Below are 18,502 nucleotides of genomic sequence, written 5' to 3'. Positions count from 1 at the left end.
GGGGGCAAGTTCAGCGGAGACGCCGGCCCAGCAGTACGGCCCCGGCCGCGACGACGCACACCGCCGCCGTCGTCAGCAGCCCCACGGAGAAGCTCGTCCCGGCGGCGATGAACCCGACGACGAGCGACCCGAGCCCGGTGCCGGCGTCGAACCCGATGTTCCACACGGCGCTCGCGGTGCTGTGCTGCCGCTGCGGCACGGCGGCGAACGCGGCGACGAGGGTGAGGTTCTGCAGGCTGCCGTAGGAGACGCCGACGATCGTCATGCCCAGCACGAGGACGGCCGGCCGCACGCCGCCCGCCGCGATCGCCCACGCGCACAGCGCCAGCCCGCCCGCGCAGACGGCGAGCAGCGGCGCGAGGAACACGCGCGGCCCGAACCGGTCGGCGAACCCGCCCACGCCCCAGCGGGCCAGCGCCGTCGCGGCCGTGAAGCCGAGCAGCCCCGCCACGGCGGCGCCAGCTCCCCCGCCCGCGCCGCCGGCGAACTGCGGCGCGAAGGTCAGCAGCGCCCCGCCCGGCGTCGTCACCGCGAGCAGCACGAGCGACGGCATCACCAGCGCGAGCAGGGTGCGCCCACGTCGTCGAACCGCCGCACCAGCCTGGTCGACCACGGCGGGCGCCGCGGCGTCCTCGGCCGCGCGGTCCGCGTCGACGGCGTCGAGCCGGCGGCCCAGCAACACCGCGAATGGCACCGCGAGCACCGGCAGGGCGCCGAGGGCGAAGACGACGCCGAAGTCGAGGGTCTCGGCGACCCAGGCCGCGCTCGGCAGGAGCACCAGCTGCGGGAAGGCGATCGACAGGCCGTAGAGCCCGATCGCCCGGCCGTGCCGCGGCCCGTCCACCAGGGCGGCGACGGCGCTCGACCCGCAGACGGTCAGGACGGCGAACCCCATGCCGCGCACCGCGGAGAACGCGAGCAGCCACGGGAGGTGGTCGGTGGCCATGAACAGCAGCGACGGGATGCCGAGCAGGACGACTCCCACGGACATCGTGAGCCGCCAGCCCACCCGGTGCAGAAGCCACGGCACCGTGGTCTGCGTGAGCACCGTGGCCAGCATGAGCACCGCGTTGACCAGGCCGGCGCCGCCCTCGCCCGCGCCGCCGTGCACCGCCCACAGCGGCGCGGCGGGCAGCAGCAGCGCGTAGCCCGAGAAGCCCAGCGCCGACATCGCCAGCAGCGGCCGGAACCCCGGGACGCGAGCGACGGACGACGAGGACTCAGGGGCGGGGCGGCGCATCCCGGGCAATCTATCGTGCGCGCAGGTCCGGGTCGTCGGCGCGGCTCAGGCCTCCGTCGGGCCGAGGTCGGGTGCGGCGACGAACCGGGCGCGCGCCCCGGCCGCACCGCGCAGCTCGAGCAGCAGCAGCTCGTTGCCGCCCGCCCGGACGAGCGGCCCGGGCACATAGAGCGTCTCGGTGGGCCCCTGGCTCGAGTACCGGCCCAGCAGCTCGCCGTTGACCCACGCCAGGCCGCGGGACCAGCCGTCCAGGCGCAGGAAGTGGTCGACGCCCGCCACCGAGTCGAACGTGCCGCGGTGGAACGACGGCCCGGCGAACGGCGCGGTGTCGTCGGCGCCGCCCGTCCACGCGGCGTCGGTCAGCAGCGTCGGTGCCTCCTGCAGCCGCAACGGCATCGCCTCCCAGGCCGTGAGCTCCCGGGTCGCGGTGCGCACCGGCCCGATCAGCCCCTTCGGCTCGCCGATGCGGGGGCCGTAGTTCACCCGGCCCCGGTCCTCGACGAGCAGCGTCAGCGTGCCGGACCGCCGCGGGAGCGGGAGGGAGTACGCGTGGGTGGCGCGGTCGAGCACGCCGACCGGGTCGCCGTCGAGCGCGACGATCGCGCGGTCGCGCACCTCGTCGACGACGAGCACAGCGTCGTCGGCCTCGACGGTCGTGGAGTACTGGGCGAACCCCGACCAGTGCCGCAGCGCGTCCATCGTCGGAATGGTCGGCGGCGGGCCGTCCGACCGGACGGCGCCCCGCGGCGCCAGCAGGTGCTGCACGTCGGCGAGGGGCACGCGGCCCTCGAGGACGACGTCGAGCTCGGGCGCCGGGCCCGGCTCGGTCGGCAGCTCGTCCGGCACCGGGGCGTGCTTGCCGATCACCGCGCGCAGGGCGTGGAACTTGGCGGTCGCGGCGCCGTGCTCGGACAGCGGTGCGTCGTAGTCGTACGACGTGGTGATGGGCAGGTACGTGCCCTTGTCGTTGGCCCCGTTGGTGAGGCCCAGGTTGGTGCCGCCGTGGAACATGTACAGGTTCACCGACGCGCCCGCGCCCAGCAGGTCGTCCAGGTCCTGGGCCGTCGTCTCCGGGGCGGTGACGTGGTGCTCCAGGCCCCACGAGTCGAACCAGCCGTCCCAGAACTCCGTGCACATGAGCGGCCCGGTGGGCTGGTGGCGGCGCAGCACGGCGAGCCGCTCGAGGGACCGCGAGCCGAAGTTCGCCGTCTTGTGCAGCTCGGGCAGCCCGCCGCGCGACAGGTGCTCGTCGTCGGCCTGGTCGGACGTGAACAGGGGCACGTCGATGCCCTGCTCGCGGGTCAGGTCCACGAGCGCACGCAGGTAGCGGGTGCGTTCGTCGGCGGGCACGCCCGGGTACGCGCCGTACTCGTTCTCCACCTGCACCATGAGCACCGGGCCGCCGCACGTCACCTGCCGCTCGGCGACCACCGGCAGCAGCCGCGCGAAGTACGTGCCGATGGCCTCGAGGAACCGCGCGTCGTACCGGCGCACGCCGGCGGGCTGCCCGGTGGGATCGCCGGCGAAGAGCCAGGCCGGCAGCCCGCCGCCGTCCCACTCGGCGCAGATGTACGGGCCAGGCCGCACGATCGCGTGCAGCCCCTCCGCGGCGACCAGGTCGAGGAAGCGGCCCAGGTCGCGACGCCCCGTGAGGTCGAACTCGTCGGCCTCGGATGCGTGGAAGTTCCACGCGACGTACGTCTCGATCGTGTTCAGCCCCATGAGCCGGGCCTTGCGGATCCGGTCCGCCCACTGGTCCGGGTGCACCCGGAAGTAGTGCAGCGCCCCGCTGATCACCTGGAAGGGGCGGCCGTCGAGCAGGAAGTCCCGCTCGCCGATCTCGAACGTCGTCAACGTGGGCAACGTGCGTGCCACCTCTCCGGGTCGGGTGCTGCGAGGGCTCTCGCCGGGACTACGGCTGCTCGTTGACCGTGAAGCCCTGTCCGTTGCCGTACGTGGTCGACTGCTCCTGCCACGTCGCGAGCCCGTCGGTCAGCGTGGTGTCGGAGACGTACGCCTTGCCCACCGTGTCGTTGAAGATCGCGTTCGCGTACACCTGGAAGGGCAGGTAGTTCCAGCCGTCCACGACGTCGGCGGCCGAGTCGGCGAGCACCTCGTTGATCTTCTGCCCGCCGAAGTACTCGGACTCCGTGCCGCGGAACTCGTCCGACTCGAGGTCGGCCGTGGTGGCGGGGAACGCGCCGCCGTCGATGCGGGTCTGCACGCCGTCGCCGGCGGTGGCGTAGTCGACGAACGCGTACGCGAGCTCGGTGTTCTGGCTGGCCGCGGGGACGGTCAGCGAGGAGCCGCCGTTCTCGGCCGACGCGTGCTCCCTGACGTCCCACTGCGGCAGCTCGGCCACGCGCCACTTGCCCGACCCCTGCGGGACGCCGGACTCGAGGTTGGCGGGCATCCAGGCGCCGGTGGCGAGCGACGCGATGCTGCCGTCGCCCAGGCCCTGGTACCACTCGTCGCTCCACGAGCCGACGGGGGCGAGCAGGTCCTCGTCGATGAGCTTCTGCCACACCTCGGCGAACTTCTGGGTGCCCGGGTCGCCGCTGAAGTCGATCGACACCCCGGTGCCGTCGACCGTGTAGGGCTCCCCGCCGGCCTGCCAGATCATGCTGGTAGTGAAGCCGGCGTCGCCGTTGTCGTTGGTGATGTAGGCGTTCGGGTCCTGTTTGTGGATGGAGCGCGCAGCCTCGAGGAACTCGTCCCACGTGGTCGGCACGTCGACGCCGTACTCGTCGAAGGCCTCCTCGTTGTAGAACAGCGCCATCGGGCCCGAGTCCATCGGCAGGCCGTAGGTGCCCTTTCCGCTCTGCACGGAGCTCCACGGCCCGATGGTGAACGTGTCGTCCAGCTCGGCCGCGCCGAGCGGGGCAAGGTCGGTGAGCGCCTCTGAGATGGCGAACTGCGACACCGCGAAGTACTCGATCTGCGCGACGTCGGGCACGCCGTCGCCGGCCGCGATCGCGTTCTGCAGCGCCGTGTACTGGTCGTTGGACGTGCCGACGTTCTCCAGGTTCACCGTGACGTTCGGGTACTGCTCCTCGAAGCTCTTCACCACGTCCTCGAGCGTGGGCTCCCACGACCAGACGGTGATCTCCCCGCCCTTCTCGAGGACGGCGGCGGTGTCGACGGGCGCGACGTCGTCGCCCCCGCCCGTCCCTCCGTCGTCCGAGGAGCCGCAGGCCGCGAGGCCCAGGGCCAGCACCCCGGCGAGAGCGGCGCCGCGCGTCAGGTGGCGGGATCGTGTGTTCATAGGTTTCCTCACTTCGTCGTCAGACGCTGAAAATCGGTGGTTGAGCCTGCGCCAGGAGGTCATTCCTTGACGCTCCCGGCGGCCAGGCCGGACTGCCAGAAGCGCTGCAGCAGCAGGAAGGCGACCACGAGCGGCAGGATCGTCAGCAGCGCCCCCGTGATCACGAGGTTGAAGACCGCCTCACCGCCGGCCGTGGCTGCCTGCGCGTTCCAGGCGTTGAGGCCGAGCGTGAGCGGGTACCACGACGAGTCGCGCAGCATGATCAGCGGCAGGAAGTAGTTGTTCCAGGTCGCGACCATGGTGAACAGCAGCACGGTGACGATCCCCGGGGACAGAAGCGGCAGGCTCACGCGGAAGAACGTGCGGAACTCCCCCGCCCCGTCGATCCGAGCGGCCTCGAGCAGCTCGCCGGGTACCGCCTCGGCGGCGAACGTCCACATGAGGTACAGCCCGAACGGCGAGATCAGCGTCGGGATGATCACGGCCCACGGCGTGTCCGTGAGCCCCATCTGGCTGAACATGAGGAACGTCGGGACGGCGAGCGCCGTGCCGGGCACGGCCACCGCGCCGATGACGAGGGCGAAGACGCCGCGCTTGCCGGGGAAGTCGAACTTCGCCAAGGCGTAGCCGCCGAGGATCGCAAGGAACGTGGCCCCGCCGGCGCCCACCACCACGTACAGCACGGTGTTGCCGAGCCAGCGCACGAAGACGCCGTCGTCGTAGGTCAGCGTGGCGCGGATGTTCTCCCAGAGGGAGAAGTCGCCGGCGAACCAGAGGCCGAACGAGGAGAACAGGCTCTCCTGCGTCTTCGTGGCGTTGATGAGCAGCCACGCGAGCGGCAACAGCGAGTACACCAGGACGACCGCGGTGAGCACGGTGAGCAGCGGGCTGCGCCGCGGTCGGGCGACGGAGTGGTGGCGGGGCGTGCGCAGCCGGGGCGCGGGGCGGGCCGGGCGAGCGGTCAGCGTCGACACGGGTCACGCCTCCTTGCGCATGCCGCGCAGCTGCACCACGTAGGCGATCACCATGGTGATCAGGCCCATGATGATGGCCACGGTCGCGGAGTAGTTGTACTGCTGGCCGGAGAACGACAGCGAGTAGGCGTACAGGTTGGGCGTGAACGACGTCGTGATGACGTTCGGGGCGAGCGACTGCAGGATGCTGGGCTCGTTGAACAGCTGGAAGCTGCCGATGATCGAGAAGATCGTGGCGATGACGAGGGCGCCGCGGATGGCAGGCAGCTTGATGGCCCCGACGACGCGCCACTGGCCGGCCCCGTCGATCTCCGCCGCCTCGTACAGCGAGTGCGGGATCACGCGCAGCGCGGCGTAGAAGATCAGCATGTTGTAGCCGACGAACTCCCACGTGACGATGTTGCCGATCGACGCGAGCACCAGGTCCGGGGACAGCGGGTCCGGCAGGCTGATACCGAGGGCGTCGTTGATGTTGCCCACCAGACCGAACCGCGTGCCGTACATGAACCCCCACATGAGGGACGCGACCACGGCGGGCACCGCGTACGGCATGAAGATCGAGATACGGAAGAAGCTCTTGCCGTACAGCCGGCCGCTGTCGATCGCGAGGGCCACGAGCAGGGCGAGGCCGAGCATGATCGGCACCTGCACCAGCAGGAACAGTGACACGCGGCCGAGGCCCTCCCAGAACCGCGGGTCCTGGAGCGCCTGCGCATAGTTGTCCAGACCCACGAAGGTGGTGCCGCCCACCAATTGCGTGCGGAATACCGACAGGTACAGCGAGTAGGCGATCGGGGCCAGGAACACCAGCGCGAAGACGAGCATGAACGGCCCGACGAACGTCCAGCCGGTCCACCGGCGACGGCTGCGGCGCACGGCGGTCACGAGGGACGGCGCGGAAGCCGAAGCGTCTGCGGTCACGAAGCTACTCCCAGGGGACGGGCCGAATGTTTACGTAAACATCCTGGCCGCATTAGAGTGTCGCGGGGTTGCATGGATGTCAAGCCGACCGCAGGTCACAGCCCTGGCGGTACGGCTCGGGGCGACGACGACCGGACGGGGGCGGCGATGGCGGCGACGGCGGAGACGGCGGGGGTGGGCGGGGCGCGCGACGAGCGCTCCCGGGGCGGGGCGCGCCCGCGGTCGGCCCCCTCGCTGGCCGAGGTCGCGGCGCTCGCCGGCGTGTCCTCGCAGACGGTCTCGCGCGTGTCCATGGGCCTCGACAACGTGCGGCCCGCGACGCGCGACCGCGTCCTCGCCGCCATGGCCGAGCTGGGCTACGCCCCCAACAACGCGGCGCGCGCCCTGCGCTACGGCAGCTTCCGCACGTTAGGGGTGATCGCCCACCGGCTCGCCCGCACCGGCGAGTCCCGCACGGTCGAGGCCGTCGTGGAGGCGGCGCGGGCCGAGGGCTACACCGTCACGATCGTCGACCTCGAGAGCCCGTCGCCCGACGACGTGTCGGCGGCCGTCGCGCGCCTCTCGCACCAGGCGATCGACGGCCTCGTCATCGTGCGCGCCGAGACCGCCACCCCCGACACGCTGGTGCTGCCGCCGCAGCTCCCCGTGGTCGTGTCCGACTCCCGGTTCGTGGGGCGCCACCCCGCGGTCCGCGCCGACCAGGCCGCCGGCGCCCGGCTCGCCGTCGAGCACCTGCTGAGCCTGGGGCACCGCACCGTGCACCACGTCGCCGGGCCCGACGACTCCGTACCCGCGCAGAGCCGCACCGACGCCTGGCGCGACGCGCTGCGCGCGGCCGTCCGCCCCGTCCCGGAGCCGCTGCACGGCGACTGGTCGGCGCGGACCGGGTACGCGGCGGGCCGGGCGCTCGCCGCCGACCCCGACGTCACCGCCGTCTTCTGCGCCAACGACGAGACCGCCACCGGCGTGCTGCACGCGCTGCACGAGGCGGGCCGGCGAGTGCCGCAGGACGTGTCCGTCGTCGGCTTCGACGGCATCACCCTCGCCGAGCACCTGTGGCCGCCGCTGACCACGGTGGAGCAGGACTTCGCCCGGATCGGCAAGCGCCTCGTGGACCTCCTGCTGCGGCAGGTGCGGGACGGCGTCGACCTGAGCGGCACGCACGAGACCGTGCCCGTGCGGCTCATCGTGCGGCAGAGCACGGGACCAGCCCCGCGCTGAACGACCGGGAACCGCGGCGGTCGCGGCGCGGCGTCAGCCCCCGACCAGCGCCTCCCCCAAGGCGCAGCAGGTCGAACGCGCGGGCGGGGGCGTGCCCGCGCGTTCGACGCAGCCAGCCCCACTGCAGCGGGTGGTAGTGCGGCTGCACGAGCACCCGGATCGCGTGCGCGAGCTCGTGGCCGGGCGAGACGCCGAACCGGATCGCCGAGACGTCGTCGGGGGCGAGGCGGAACTCCACGGTGCGGTCACGGCTGCTGCGGGGCACGGCGTCACCGTAGCGGGGCCGTCCTCACCTCGACCTCACTTCAGGAGCCCGTTGATCTGGTCGTTCACCTCCGTGAGCGTGCTGACGTCCCGGTCGCCGATGTAGATCTCGTCCATGATCGGCGTCATGATCGCGTCGATCGCGCCGTACTGCTCGGTCACCGGGTGGAAGAGCGTCTGATTCTTCTCGACCAGGTCCGTGAACACCGAGGCGTCCAGGCCACGGTCGCCGAACGCCTCGATCGCCGCCTCGGTACCGGCGGGCCGCGCGGGGAAGACCACGCCGGCCTCCCCCACCAGCCGCTGGCAGTCGTCCGACCCGAGGAACTCCACCCACCGGGCGGCCTCCTCGGGGTTCGGGGACTGGGCGCTGACAGAGTCGGCGAGGCCGTTGTACATCGACACCGGGTGGCCCACGGGGCCGCTCGGCAGGGAGGCGATGCCCAGGTCCACGCCTTCCAGGCCGGCGTAGGTGCCGAGCATCCAGGACCCGTTCGGCGAGATCGCCGCGCGGCCCGAGCCGAGGGCCTGCTGCGGGTTGGGCTCGGTGCCGACCTCCTCATACGGCGCCATGTAGCCCTTCTCCACCAGGCCGAACAGCCACCCGATGGAGTCCTGCACCCGCGGGTCGTCGAAGTGGTACTCGGTGCCCCACACGTCGGCGTCGGTGAACGTCCAGCCGGTCGCCCCCGCCAGCCAGGACCAGGTCGTCTGCCCGGCGGTGCCGCCCGACCCGTTCGAGGCAAGGCCGTAGACCGCGATGTGGTCGGGGTCGAAGCCCTCCTCGTCGCCGCGCACCCCGTTCTCGTCCACGCTGAGGTGGGCCAGCAGCTTCTCGAAGGTGCCGCCGTCCTCCGAGTTCCAGTCGAGGCCCTCGAGGTCCTCCGGGCTCAGCCCGGCGTCGGCGATGACGGCGTTGTCGTAGAACATCGCGACTGTGTCGAAGTCCTTGGGCATGCCGTACTGCGCGCCGTCCTGGCCCACCCAGAGGTCGGACAGGCCCTCCTGGAACCCGGCGTAGTCGACGTCGGCCGTGGCCTCCAGCGTGTTCAGGTCCCGCAGCAGGCCCTTCTTGGCGAAGCTGGGGTACTGGGTGAGGTGGTCGGTGAACGCGTCCGGACCGGCGCCGGCCACGAACCCCGCGGTGAGCTTGCGCCAGTAGTCGCCCCAGCCGTATTGGCTGATCCGCACCTGCAGGTCCGGGTTCTGCTCCTCGAACTCGTCCGCGCACCGCTGGTAGGCGGGCAGCTGGTTGGCGTCCCAGAGCCAGTAGTCCAGGGTGACGGAGTCCTCCGCGGTGCCGGGACCGCCGGTGGCGGGCCCCGCGCACCCGGCGAGGACGAGAGCGCCGGCAGCCAGTCCCGCGGCCAGGGCCCCGGCCTTGCGATATGTGTGCACGATCTGCCGCCTCACTTGATCCCGTTGAAGCCGATGGAGTTGACGATCCGCTTCGCGAACGCGAGGAAGAGCAGGATCATCGGCAGCGCGGCCACCAGGGTCGCGGCCATCAGCCCAGCCCAGTCCGGCCCCGTCTGCGGGGTCTGCGCGTTGAAGTTGCCCAGGGCCACGGTGAGCACCCGGGACTCGTCGGTGTAGCTGACCATCAGCGGCCAGAAGTAGTCGTTCCACGACCCGATGTAGGTCAGGATCGAGATGGTCGCGATCGGTCCCACGGACATCGGGATGATGATCGCGAAGAACACCCTGATCTTGCTGGCGCCGTCGATGAGCGCGGCCTCCTCCACCTCGGTGGAGACGTTCATGAAGAACTGCCGCAGGAAGAAGATGGCGAACGGGGTCATGAACAGCCCCGGCAGCATGATGCCGAGCAGCGAGTCGATCAGCCCCAGCTCTTTGATCAGGATGAAGTTCGGCAGCAGGGTGAAGATCACCGGAACCATCAGCGAGAGCAGGAAGACGCTGAACACGAGGTTGCGCCCCCGCCAGCGCAGCCGCGCGAACGCGTACGCCGCCATCGCGGAGAAGAACACCTGGCATGCGGTGACCACGGTGGCCACCACCACCGAGTTACGCAGGTAGAGCCAGAAGTCGATGGAGGCCCCAGAGCCTCCCTGCGCGATGGCCTCCTCCGTGGTCTGCAGCCCGAAGACGCGCTCGAACCCGCCCCAGCTGAAGTCGACCGGCAGCAGGGAGGTGGAGTTGGCGTACAGCGCCCCGTTGCTGGACAGCGCCGTGCGCAGCATCCAGTAGAACGGGAACAGCGTGACGAGCAGGAGCAGGATCATCACCACCCACGCCACTACCCGGCCGGGGCTGGGTCGGCGACGGCGGCGTCGCGGGGGCGCCTCGTGGTGCGGGGCGGTCGCCTCGACGATCGTGGGTTCGGCTGGTGCCTTGGTCTCGGTCATGGTCGCCGCCTCCCTAGTTCAGGTCCGTCTGGCCGGCCCGCGTCACGCGGTACTGGAAGAAGGTGACCACCACCAGGATCAGCAGCATGGCCACGCTCAGTGCGGAGGCGTACCCGAAGTCGAACTGGGCGAACGCCTTGTCGTAGATGTAGAGCTGCAGCACCCGGCTGGCGTCCACCGGCCCGCCGTTGGTGGTGACCGCCACGGTGTCGAACACCTGGAACGAGCCGATCACCGAGATGATCAGCACCAGGCCGAGGATCGGGCGCAGCAGCGGCAGGGTGATACCGAAGAACATCCGCGTCTCCGAGGCGCCGTCGACCTTGGCCGCCTCGTACGTGGTGTGCGGGATGGTCTGCAGGCCGGCGAAGATCAGCAGGGCCGTGTAGCCCATGTGTCGCCAGACGTTCACCACGGCGATGGTCGGGATGGCCCAGGCGTCGGAGGTGAAGAACCCGATCCGGTCCAGCCCGATCCACTCCAGCACCTGGTTGCCGATGCCCAGCTGGAAGTCGAGGATCCACAGGAACACCAGGGCGGCGACCACGTTGGAGACCAGGTACGGGGCGAGCACGAGCGACCGCAGCAGCGTGGACTGGCTGAGCCGCTGCATCAGCACCGCGATCACCAGGGCCACCGCGGTCTGCAGCACGATGTTGATCACCACGTACAGCAGCGTGACCCGCACGGCGTTCCAGAACACCGGGTCCGCGACCATGGTCCGGTAGTTGTCCAGGCCGACGAACTCGGCCGGGCTGAGCAGGTCCCAGGACGTGAAGCTCAGCCAGATGCCGCGGACCAGCGGCCAGAAGTAGAAGACGACCAGCCCTATGGCGGCCGGCAGGATGAACGCCAGGGCGAGCCGGGTGTCGTCCCGGCGTCGTCCCATCCGCTCCCTGGGGACGGACGGTGCTGACATGAGATACCTCCTTTGCTTCGTTGCAGGCGGTGCTCGAACGGCCCGGCGTCGTCGATGACGCCGGGCCGGGTGCGCTCAGTCGCGCGCGGGCCGGCTCCCGAAGTCGGGGATGGGCAGCCGCTGGCCGCCCGCGAGCGCGGAGGCGTGCGCCACGATGCCGGGCGCGGTGAACACCGCGGACCGCCAGGCGTCCACCGGCGGGTGCTCACCGGTGACCACGCCGCGCACGAAGTCGTCGGCGAGGAAGTGGTGCGAGCCCTCGTGCCCGTTCGGGGCGTCGGCGTAGGAGGCGGGCAGCCGAGAACGGTCGTGCACCGGCGTGGACCCCGAGGTGAACGCCTCGCGCAGCGCCGGGTCGACGTCCGCGAGGTCGGCCTCGTCGGCCCCGCTTCGGACCGGGACGAAGTCGGCGGAAACGTCCGTGGAGGTCTCCTTGTCGTTCCAGACGCTCTGGTGGGCGAGCTGCTCGAAGCTGGCCTCGGTGCCGAAGAAGCGGAACCGCGACTCCCGGATGTGGGACGGGTAGCCCACGCGGCGCATCTCGTTGGTGCGCATCGCCCCGCCGTCGGACAGCTCGAAGAGCGCCGTGGCGTTGGAGAAGCTGTTCCCGAACTGGCTGACCTCCCGGTCGAAGACGCCGTCCCCGCGCCGGTCCTCCACGCCGAGGCAGCTCACGCTGACGGCGCGGGTAGGCAGGGCGCCGAGGACGCCACCGATCGCGTGGGTCGGGTAGAGCATCGGCGGGTAGCTGGCGGTGGACTTCCAGTTCTCCCCGCCGCTGTACTGGTACGCGGCGTAGAAGCCGAGGTCCATGTCGTGGACGTAGTCGCCCTCGGCGTAGAAGACCTGGCCGAGCGCGCCCTCGCGCACCTTCTCGCGGATGAAGACGGTGGCCGGGTTGTAGTAGCTCGTCTCGCCCATCATGTAGGTGCGGCCCGTGCGCTCGACGGCGGCGATGATCGCCTCGATGTCGGTGATCTCGGTGGCCATCGGCACCGCCGAGTAGACATGCTTGCCGGCCTCCAGCGCGGCCAGCACCAGGGGTGCGTGCGTCCAGCGCTGGGTGAAGATGGCGACGGCGTCGACGTCCGAGTCGAGCATCTCCTCGAAGCTGTCGACCACGGTCGCACGCTCGTAGCGGTCCGCCAGCGACTTGGCCCGCTCCGGCACCAGGTCGGTGATCGTGAGCCGGTCGACGTTCGGGTGCAGGTCCCAGAGCGTCGCGAAGCTCCGCGAGAACTGGCCGGCGCCGACGATGCCGATGCTGATCGAGCCGGCGTCCTTCTGGAGCGGGGCGGTGGGGTCGAGGGGCAGTGCGGTCAAGGCTTCCTCCTGGAAGTCGTGGGTCATGGGTGGTGGGTCAGGCCGGTTCGGGGTGACGGGTGGGCGGGTCGACGAGCATCCATTGGCAGGCGACCACGGCCGCGCCGCGCGCCCACTCGTCGAAGCCGGAGGTGAAGGCCACCACCTCCGGCGCGGTGGCATTCGGGTGGAGGTGCTCGGCGATCGCGGCCTCCATCGCGGGCCGGGCATGGGCGAGCATGCCCAGCCCGTCTCCGGCCAGGATCACCGCGGGCAGGCCGAGGACGTTCACGAGCTGCGCGATCAGCGCGCCCAGGGCGCGGCCGGCGTCGGCGAAGACGCGCAGGGCGACGTCGTCGCCCGCCTCCGCGAGCCCGAGCGCCGCGTCCAGGTCCAGGTCGGCGCGGCCGAGCGGCACCCCGATGCCCTGGGTGATGGCCCTCGTGGTGAGGAAGGCCGAGGCGCAGCCGCGATGCCCACGGGCGCACAGCGGGCCGGAGTCGGAGACTCGTTGGTGCCCGACCAGGCCCACCTTGCCGGTGGGGCCCGCGAGCACCTTGTCCTCGACGACGATGCCCAGGCCGACCCCGACGCCGACGGTCAGCACCGCGAAGTCGCTCATCCCCCGGCCCGGTCCGGACCACTGGACCCCGGCGGTCAGCGCCCGGGCGTCCCCGCTGAGGACGGTGGGGATGCCGGTGGCCTGTTCCAGCAACCGCGCCAGCGGCACCTGGTCCCAGCCGAGGTAGCCGTTGCCGCGCACGGCGTGGTCGAACCGGGACATCTGGCCGGCCAGGCCGATGCCGAGCGCCTGGATCGGCCCCGCGTCGCCGAGTTCCTTCACCAGTTCAATGATCTGTGCCACGACCGTCGCCTGATCGATGTCGGCCAGCACGCGGTGCCCGCTCGCCTCCACCCGTCCGGAGGCGTCCGCCCGCACCGCGTACAGCTCACCCGCGGTGACCTTGATGCCGAGGAACAGGTGCCGCGAGGCCTGCAGCACCAGCGGAGCGCCCGGGCGCCCGCGGCTCTCGGCGAGCGGGGCTGTGTCCTCGCAGATCAGGCCGGCTGCCAGCAGCGGCTGCGTCATCTTGGTGAGGCTCGCCGGGGAGCGCTCCAGGCGCCGCGCGAGCTCCGCCCGGGAGAGCGGCCCGGCCAGCAGCAGGGCGCGCACCACCGCCCGGGCGGAGGGCCCGAGCGAGCCGAGGCGGGGAACGTCTGAGCGGCGCTGCACCCGGACACTCTGGCGTCTATTCCTTCACCCTGTCAATGAAAGGACGTCAGAGATGCGGCGAGACCTCCTGCACGGCGAACTCGGCGAGGAGCTGGGCGAAGCGTTCGGGCTGGTCCTCGCCGACGAGGGTGCCGCAGTTCGCGAGCACCTCGAGGCGCGCGTCCGGGTAGAGGGCGGCGAGCCGCGGCCCGTGCTCGGGCGGCATGAGCGGGTCCTGGTCGGTCCACACGACCAGCACGGGCTTGGTGAAGTCGCGCCAGCCCGCCGCGAGCCGCAGGAGCTCGTCGCGCTTCGGGGCGCCGCGGGCGAACTTCGCGAAGTCGCGGCGGATCAGCCGGTCGCGCGTGGCGGGTGCGAACCAGTCCACGAGGAGGTCGTCCGGGATGCCGACCACCGACATCCCGCCGTAGCCGCTGCGCATGCGTCGGAACGCGCGCACCCGGAAGAGCTGCAGCGTGAGCCACATGCCGCCGGGGATCGCGGCAGCCGTGCCGAGCGCCTTGGCGGGGCCCGGCGGGAAGTTGTCGAACGCCTCGCACGCGGCCAGCACCAGCCGGCCGATGCGGTCGGTGCGGCCGTCGTTGATCAGGAACTGCCCGCCGCCCCAGTCGTTCAGCACCAGCGTGACGTCCTCGAGGTCGAGGGCGTCGAGCAGGTCACCGAGGAGGCGCGCCGTGCCGCGCTGGGACAGGTCGGCGTCGGGGTGCATCGGCGTGGTGTGCCCGCCGAGCGGCAGGGTCGGCGTGATCACGCGGAACCCCGGGAGCAGCGGCACGACCTTGCGCCAGGTGCGGGAGTCCATCGGTGGGCCGTGGCCGAGCACGACCACCGGCCCCTCGCCGCCCGTGTCCTCGTAGGCGACGGGCCCTGCCTCCAGCTCGACCACGGCCATGTCGATCCCTTCGGAGTCACGCGATGGACAGGGTTGTTGATAGATCGTTCTAGTCAGTCCACCGTAGGCTGGCGCCATGGCCACGGCAACCCCCTCGAACCAGCCCCCGCTCTTCGCGGAGCCCCCCGCCGGCGCCGGCACCCGCACCCGCATCCGGCACGCGGCGGCGCGGCTGTTCGCGCGGCGCGGGTACGCCGGGACCGGCCTCAAGCAGGTGGCCACGGACGCCGCCGCGCCGTTCGGGTCGATCTACCACTTCTTCCCCGGCGGCAAGGACGCGCTGGCGGAGGACATGATCCGCACCACCGGCCCGCAGTTCATGACGCTCGTGCTCGGCCTGCTGGAGGAGCGCGACGACCCGGTCGAGGCCGTCGTGCACGCCTTCGACTCCGCGGCGCGCGACCTCGTCGCCGGCGACTACGCCGACGGGTGCCCCGTCGCGACGATGGCGCTCGACGTGGCGAGCACCCACGAGCCGCTGCGCGAGGCCGCCGCGGACGTGTTCGCCAACTGGGTCGAGGGCGGCACCGCCTGGTTCTCCCGGCACGTCGCCCCCGACCGGGCGCGCGACCTGGCGCTGGCCATGGTCATGGTCGTCGAGGGCGCGTTCCTGCTCAGCCGCACCACCCGCGACCCGGAGCCGATGCGCGCCGCAGGCCGCAGCATGGCCGCACTGGTCGAGGCGGCGCGCTGAGGTCTGCGCCGACCCCTTCGACCCTCGTCGAAAGGGTCGTGGCCCCGCCGGCTCCTCGCGAGGCTTGCCGCAACGACGTCGCCCCGACGTCGACCGACACGCAGGAGGAGTCATGGTCTCAGTGGCCTCAGTGATCCCCGCCGACACGATCCGCATCCCGGGCTCGCGCACGTTGCGCTTCGAGGGGCGCCCGCACGGCTCGGGCGTCTCGTTCTTCCTGGTCACCAACGACCCCGGCCAGGGCCCCGACCTGCACCGGCACCCCTACTCCGAGACGTGGTCCGTGCTCGAGGGCGAGGCCACGATCCGGATCGGCGACGAGACCGTCGTCGCCCACGCGGGCGACACCGCCGTCGTCGGGCCCGACGTCTGGCACGGCTTCACCAACACCGGCGCCGACGCGCTGCGCATGAGGTGCATCCACGCGTCCGCCACGATGATCCAGCAGAACAAGGGCACCGAGAGCAAGGAGAGCCGCTGATGTCGTTCCAGTCCTACCTCGACAACGTCGAGACCAAGACCGGCCTCACGCCCCGGCAGCTCGTCGAGGCCGCCGCCGAGCTGGGCTTCGGCCCGGGCAGCAAGGCGACGCCCGTCGCCGCGTGGCTCAAGGAGACCTACGCCCTCGGCCACGGTCACGCGATGGCCGTGGTGCACGTCATCACCAAGGGCGACCGGATCAGCAGCAAACACGTCGGCACGGACGGCACCCACCGCGACTCGAGCGACCGGCTGTGGCTCGACGGCAAGGACTCGCGCCCCGCGGACTGGTGAGAGGGCGTGCTCGTCGAGGGCCGTTGCTGATCCGGCGCGCCGGACGTCACGCGGCCGGCGTGACCAGCTGCTCCGTGGCGACGCACGAGACGAGGCACCGCTCCTTGCGGTCGGCGAGGAGCTGGGCGGTCCAGGTCGTGAGGCCGCCGTCGCCGATCTCGCGTCCGTCCTCGGCGACGATCCGGACGACGACACCGGCGTAGTAGCCGCGGGCGCGCTCCCGGGTCGAGTCCTCGACCACCCGCACGGCGCCGTCGCGCACGGCGGGCAGCACGGTGTCCGCGACCCGCTCCGCCACCGCGCCGTCGTCCCACACGGTGACCTCGATCCGCGGCCGGAGGTGCGCGGCCGTGGCGCCCAGCAGCCGTTGCCACGCGCGAATCGCCGCGAGGTGGACGACCGCGTCGCGCGGGCGGGCCGACCGGCCGTCCGCCGCCTCGACGGCGAGCACGTTGCTGGAGTCGCTCACCACCTCGGTGAGCCGCGTCGTCGCGACCACCCGGTGCTGGCTGACACCGCCGAGCGCAGCGGCCGTCGCGAGCGGGGCGACGGGCGCCGGCTCGACGGCCTCGAACTCGCCCGGCAGGGCCTCCCACAGCCGGGCCTCCAGCTGCCACAGGCGACGCGGGTCGGCGGCGGACGGTCGCACCATGCGATCGCGACGCCACTGCGCGAGGACGTCGGCCGGCCGGGTCGCGGCGGCGCGGGCGGCCGCGACGTCGAGCAGCAGCGTGCGCAGGTCAGTGCCCGGCAGGTCGCTCTCCAGGAGCGCCCGGGCGTCCGCGGGCAGCCGCCGCCACGCCCGGTCGGCGGGGCGGGTGCGCGCGTCGTCGGCGGCCATCGAGCCATCGAAGCACGCGCGGGCCGTCGCCGTCAGTCGCCCGGCCACTCCCCCGTCCACTTCTCGAACGCCCGCGCCCCACCCCGGTCGATGATCGCCTTCACCACGGAGAAGATCGCGCCCTGCAGCAGGGCCGCGACGAGGATCTCGCGCAGGCGGTACTCGGACTCCAGCGGCTTCGGCGCGTCCTGACGGTCGCCGGGCGTGACCCGTTTGTACACCTGCTTGAAGACCTGGCCCGCGACGATCCCGCCCACGATCGAGCTCACGATGCCGATGGGGCGGTACAGGATCTTCGCCGCCTTGCCGCCGCTCTTCTCGCCGCGGGCGTCGCTACTCGTGTCCTCGCTCATCCCTCGACGCTAGGCCGGGTCGACGCATCACGCACGGGACACCGGCGCGCCGCCCGTCACGACCGGTCCGTAATCGTTTCGTGACTTTTGGTGGGTCGATGCGATACGTTCCTGCCCGGTGGCGGTTCAGGTATCAAGAGAGGTCGCATGACAACCCAGGTACTCCGGGGCACCACGCAGCACGGCGCCGCAGGCTCGACCCGCCACCGCGGGCGGACGGCACGATGACGCACGAGCACGCCGCGCCGGCCTCCCCGACCGACCTCCGCACCCCAGGCGTACCCGCCCCGAGCCGCCGCGACCCCGGCCGCGGCGGCAAGAGCCGACACCCGGCCCCTGCGCGACGCCGCGCCACCGAGGCCGCCCCCGCCTCCGCCACCAAGCCCGCCCCCCAGGCGGTCCGGGCGACCACCCGGGCGACCACCCGGACGACCACCCGGACGACCACCGCCAAGACCGCCCGCACGCGTACGCCGGGCCGCTGGGCGGGCATCGGGATCGGGCTGACCGTGGCGGTCGCCACGACGACGGCCCTCACCACGGCCGCGCCCCAGGCCGCCGCGCCGGAGGCCGACGACCGGCCCACCACCGGCACCCTCGAGGCGATCACCGCGGCCGCCGCGGCCGACGACCGCGACGGCGGGGCGTCGCGCAGCAAGGCACGCACCGCTCCCGGGGCGGGCGCCGTCGGGGGCGGCGCCCAGGTCAGTGTCGCCGACGACGCGCGCATGGCCGTCGAGACGCTGGACGGCGGGAAGATCGCCCCGGCGCCCCCGCCGCCCGTCCTGCCCGGCTGCGACGGCGAGGCCGCGTCGCTCGGGTCGAACGGCCAGGTGCCGAGCAGCGAGCTGTGCGTGCTCTGGGACGGGCACACCCAGGCGCGCGCCGACGCGGGAGTCGCCCTGGCCAACCTCAACAAGGCGTACATCGCGCAGTTCGGCGAGGCCATGTGCATCACGGACGGCTACCGCAGCTACTCCCAGCAGGTCTCGACGAAGGCCACCAAGGGGTACCTCGCGGCCACGCCGGGCACGTCGAACCACGGCTGGGGCCTCGCCGTGGACATCTGCGCCGAGTCGTACGCGGGCGGCCGCTGGGACTGGCTCGCCGCGAACGCCCCGGCGTTCGGGTGGGACAACCCCGACTGGGCCCGGTCCGGCGGGTCCAAGTACGAGCCGTGGCACTGGGAGTGGATGGAAGCCGTCGCCCAGATGGGCGGCTCCTGACCCACCGGGCGGG

General features: G+C 72.2%; 19 protein-coding genes. 5 read left to right on the top strand and 14 right to left on the bottom strand.

Going from position 1 to position 18,502, the window contains the following annotated elements:
• Window positions 1–10: 10 nt before the first annotated feature.
• Genes AC1C2W_RS15640 through AC1C2W_RS15620 form a run of 5 tightly spaced genes read right to left on the bottom strand, consistent with a single transcriptional unit; the run spans window position 11 to window position 6,304 of the window.
• Complete coding sequence (locus tag AC1C2W_RS15640) at window positions 11–1,240, bottom strand: MFS transporter (RefSeq protein WP_495390872.1); 1,230 nt, start codon at window positions 1,238–1,240, stop codon at window positions 11–13.
• Window positions 1,241–1,285: 45 nt separating this feature from the next.
• Window positions 1,286–3,094: a glycoside hydrolase family 35 protein gene (locus AC1C2W_RS15635; protein WP_495390871.1), complete on the bottom strand. Its 1,809-nt coding sequence runs from the start codon at window positions 3,092–3,094 to the stop codon at window positions 1,286–1,288.
• A 58-nt stretch (window positions 3,095–3,152) separates the two neighbouring features.
• Window positions 3,153–4,505: an ABC transporter substrate-binding protein gene (locus AC1C2W_RS15630; protein WP_495390870.1), complete on the bottom strand. Its 1,353-nt coding sequence runs from the start codon at window positions 4,503–4,505 to the stop codon at window positions 3,153–3,155.
• Between the two features lie 59 nt (window positions 4,506–4,564).
• The gene (locus AC1C2W_RS15625) at window positions 4,565–5,479 is read right to left on the bottom strand and encodes a carbohydrate ABC transporter permease (RefSeq protein WP_495390869.1); all 915 of its coding nucleotides are present in this window, start codon (window positions 5,477–5,479) and stop codon (window positions 4,565–4,567) included.
• A gap of 3 nt (window positions 5,480–5,482) precedes the next feature.
• A complete protein-coding gene (locus AC1C2W_RS15620) occupies window positions 5,483–6,304 on the bottom strand; it encodes a carbohydrate ABC transporter permease (RefSeq protein WP_495390882.1) in 822 nt (273 codons plus the stop codon).
• Between the two features lie 168 nt (window positions 6,305–6,472).
• Between AC1C2W_RS15620 and AC1C2W_RS15615 the strand changes: the two genes are divergently transcribed.
• The gene (locus tag AC1C2W_RS15615; protein WP_495390868.1) at window positions 6,473–7,621 is read left to right on the top strand and encodes a LacI family DNA-binding transcriptional regulator; all 1,149 of its coding nucleotides are present in this window, start codon (window positions 6,473–6,475) and stop codon (window positions 7,619–7,621) included.
• Here the strand turns inward: AC1C2W_RS15615 and AC1C2W_RS15610 are convergent.
• The 7 genes from AC1C2W_RS15610 to AC1C2W_RS15580 form a co-directional block, all read right to left on the bottom strand.
• Window positions 7,584–7,886, bottom strand: coding sequence for a hypothetical protein (locus tag AC1C2W_RS15610; protein ID WP_495413616.1), 303 nt, complete (start codon window positions 7,884–7,886; stop codon window positions 7,584–7,586). The two genes, AC1C2W_RS15615 and AC1C2W_RS15610, sit on opposite strands and share 38 nt — an antisense overlap.
• 35 nt (window positions 7,887–7,921) lie before the next feature.
• A complete protein-coding gene (locus AC1C2W_RS15605) occupies window positions 7,922–9,283 on the bottom strand; it encodes an ABC transporter substrate-binding protein (protein ID WP_495413615.1) in 1,362 nt (453 codons plus the stop codon).
• Window positions 9,284–9,294: 11 nt separating this feature from the next.
• Window positions 9,295–10,254, bottom strand: a complete 960-nt coding sequence (locus AC1C2W_RS15600) for a carbohydrate ABC transporter permease (RefSeq protein ID WP_495390865.1) — start codon at window positions 10,252–10,254, stop codon at window positions 9,295–9,297.
• A 13-nt stretch (window positions 10,255–10,267) separates the two neighbouring features.
• Window positions 10,268–11,173 carry a carbohydrate ABC transporter permease gene (locus AC1C2W_RS15595; protein WP_495390864.1) on the bottom strand — a complete coding sequence of 302 codons (906 nt, stop codon included), beginning with the start codon at window positions 11,171–11,173 and terminating at the stop codon, window positions 10,268–10,270.
• 75 nt (window positions 11,174–11,248) lie between these two features.
• Entirely contained in the window at window positions 11,249–12,496 is a 1,248-nt protein-coding gene (locus AC1C2W_RS15590) for a Gfo/Idh/MocA family protein (RefSeq protein WP_495413614.1), read from the bottom strand.
• 37 nt (window positions 12,497–12,533) lie between these two features.
• The gene (locus AC1C2W_RS15585) at window positions 12,534–13,709 is read right to left on the bottom strand and encodes an ROK family protein (protein ID WP_495413613.1); all 1,176 of its coding nucleotides are present in this window, start codon (window positions 13,707–13,709) and stop codon (window positions 12,534–12,536) included.
• Window positions 13,710–13,755: 46 nt separating this feature from the next.
• Window positions 13,756–14,601 carry an alpha/beta fold hydrolase gene (locus AC1C2W_RS15580; RefSeq protein WP_495390861.1) on the bottom strand — a complete coding sequence of 282 codons (846 nt, stop codon included), beginning with the start codon at window positions 14,599–14,601 and terminating at the stop codon, window positions 13,756–13,758.
• A gap of 76 nt (window positions 14,602–14,677) precedes the next feature.
• Here AC1C2W_RS15580 and AC1C2W_RS15575 point away from each other — a divergent pair, with 76 nt between their 5' ends.
• From AC1C2W_RS15575 to AC1C2W_RS15565, 3 genes are all read left to right on the top strand, one after another.
• Complete coding sequence (locus AC1C2W_RS15575) at window positions 14,678–15,295, top strand: TetR/AcrR family transcriptional regulator (RefSeq protein WP_495390860.1); 618 nt, start codon at window positions 14,678–14,680, stop codon at window positions 15,293–15,295.
• 112 nt (window positions 15,296–15,407) lie between these two features.
• Window positions 15,408–15,776: a cupin domain-containing protein gene (locus AC1C2W_RS15570; protein WP_495413612.1), complete on the top strand. Its 369-nt coding sequence runs from the start codon at window positions 15,408–15,410 to the stop codon at window positions 15,774–15,776.
• The gene (locus AC1C2W_RS15565) at window positions 15,776–16,069 is read left to right on the top strand and encodes a DUF4287 domain-containing protein (RefSeq protein WP_495413611.1); all 294 of its coding nucleotides are present in this window, start codon (window positions 15,776–15,778) and stop codon (window positions 16,067–16,069) included. Before AC1C2W_RS15570 ends, AC1C2W_RS15565 begins: the two co-directional genes overlap by 1 nt.
• A 46-nt stretch (window positions 16,070–16,115) precedes the next feature.
• Here AC1C2W_RS15565 and AC1C2W_RS15560 read toward each other — a convergent pair whose 3' ends face one another.
• Window positions 16,116–16,910: a hypothetical protein gene (locus AC1C2W_RS15560; RefSeq protein WP_495413610.1), complete on the bottom strand. Its 795-nt coding sequence runs from the start codon at window positions 16,908–16,910 to the stop codon at window positions 16,116–16,118.
• Window positions 16,911–16,942: 32 nt separating this feature from the next.
• Window positions 16,943–17,263: a DUF4235 domain-containing protein gene (locus AC1C2W_RS15555; protein ID WP_495390856.1), complete on the bottom strand. Its 321-nt coding sequence runs from the start codon at window positions 17,261–17,263 to the stop codon at window positions 16,943–16,945.
• Between the two features lie 224 nt (window positions 17,264–17,487).
• Here AC1C2W_RS15555 and AC1C2W_RS15550 point away from each other — a divergent pair, with 224 nt between their 5' ends.
• The gene (locus AC1C2W_RS15550; RefSeq protein WP_495413609.1) at window positions 17,488–18,489 is read left to right on the top strand and encodes a M15 family metallopeptidase; all 1,002 of its coding nucleotides are present in this window, start codon (window positions 17,488–17,490) and stop codon (window positions 18,487–18,489) included.
• Window positions 18,490–18,502: the final 13 nt, after the last annotated feature.

The organism is Isoptericola sp. Y581 (assembly GCF_059445475.1).
Note: the sequence above shows the minus strand (reverse complement) of the source record. Positions and strands in the feature narration are given on the sequence as shown.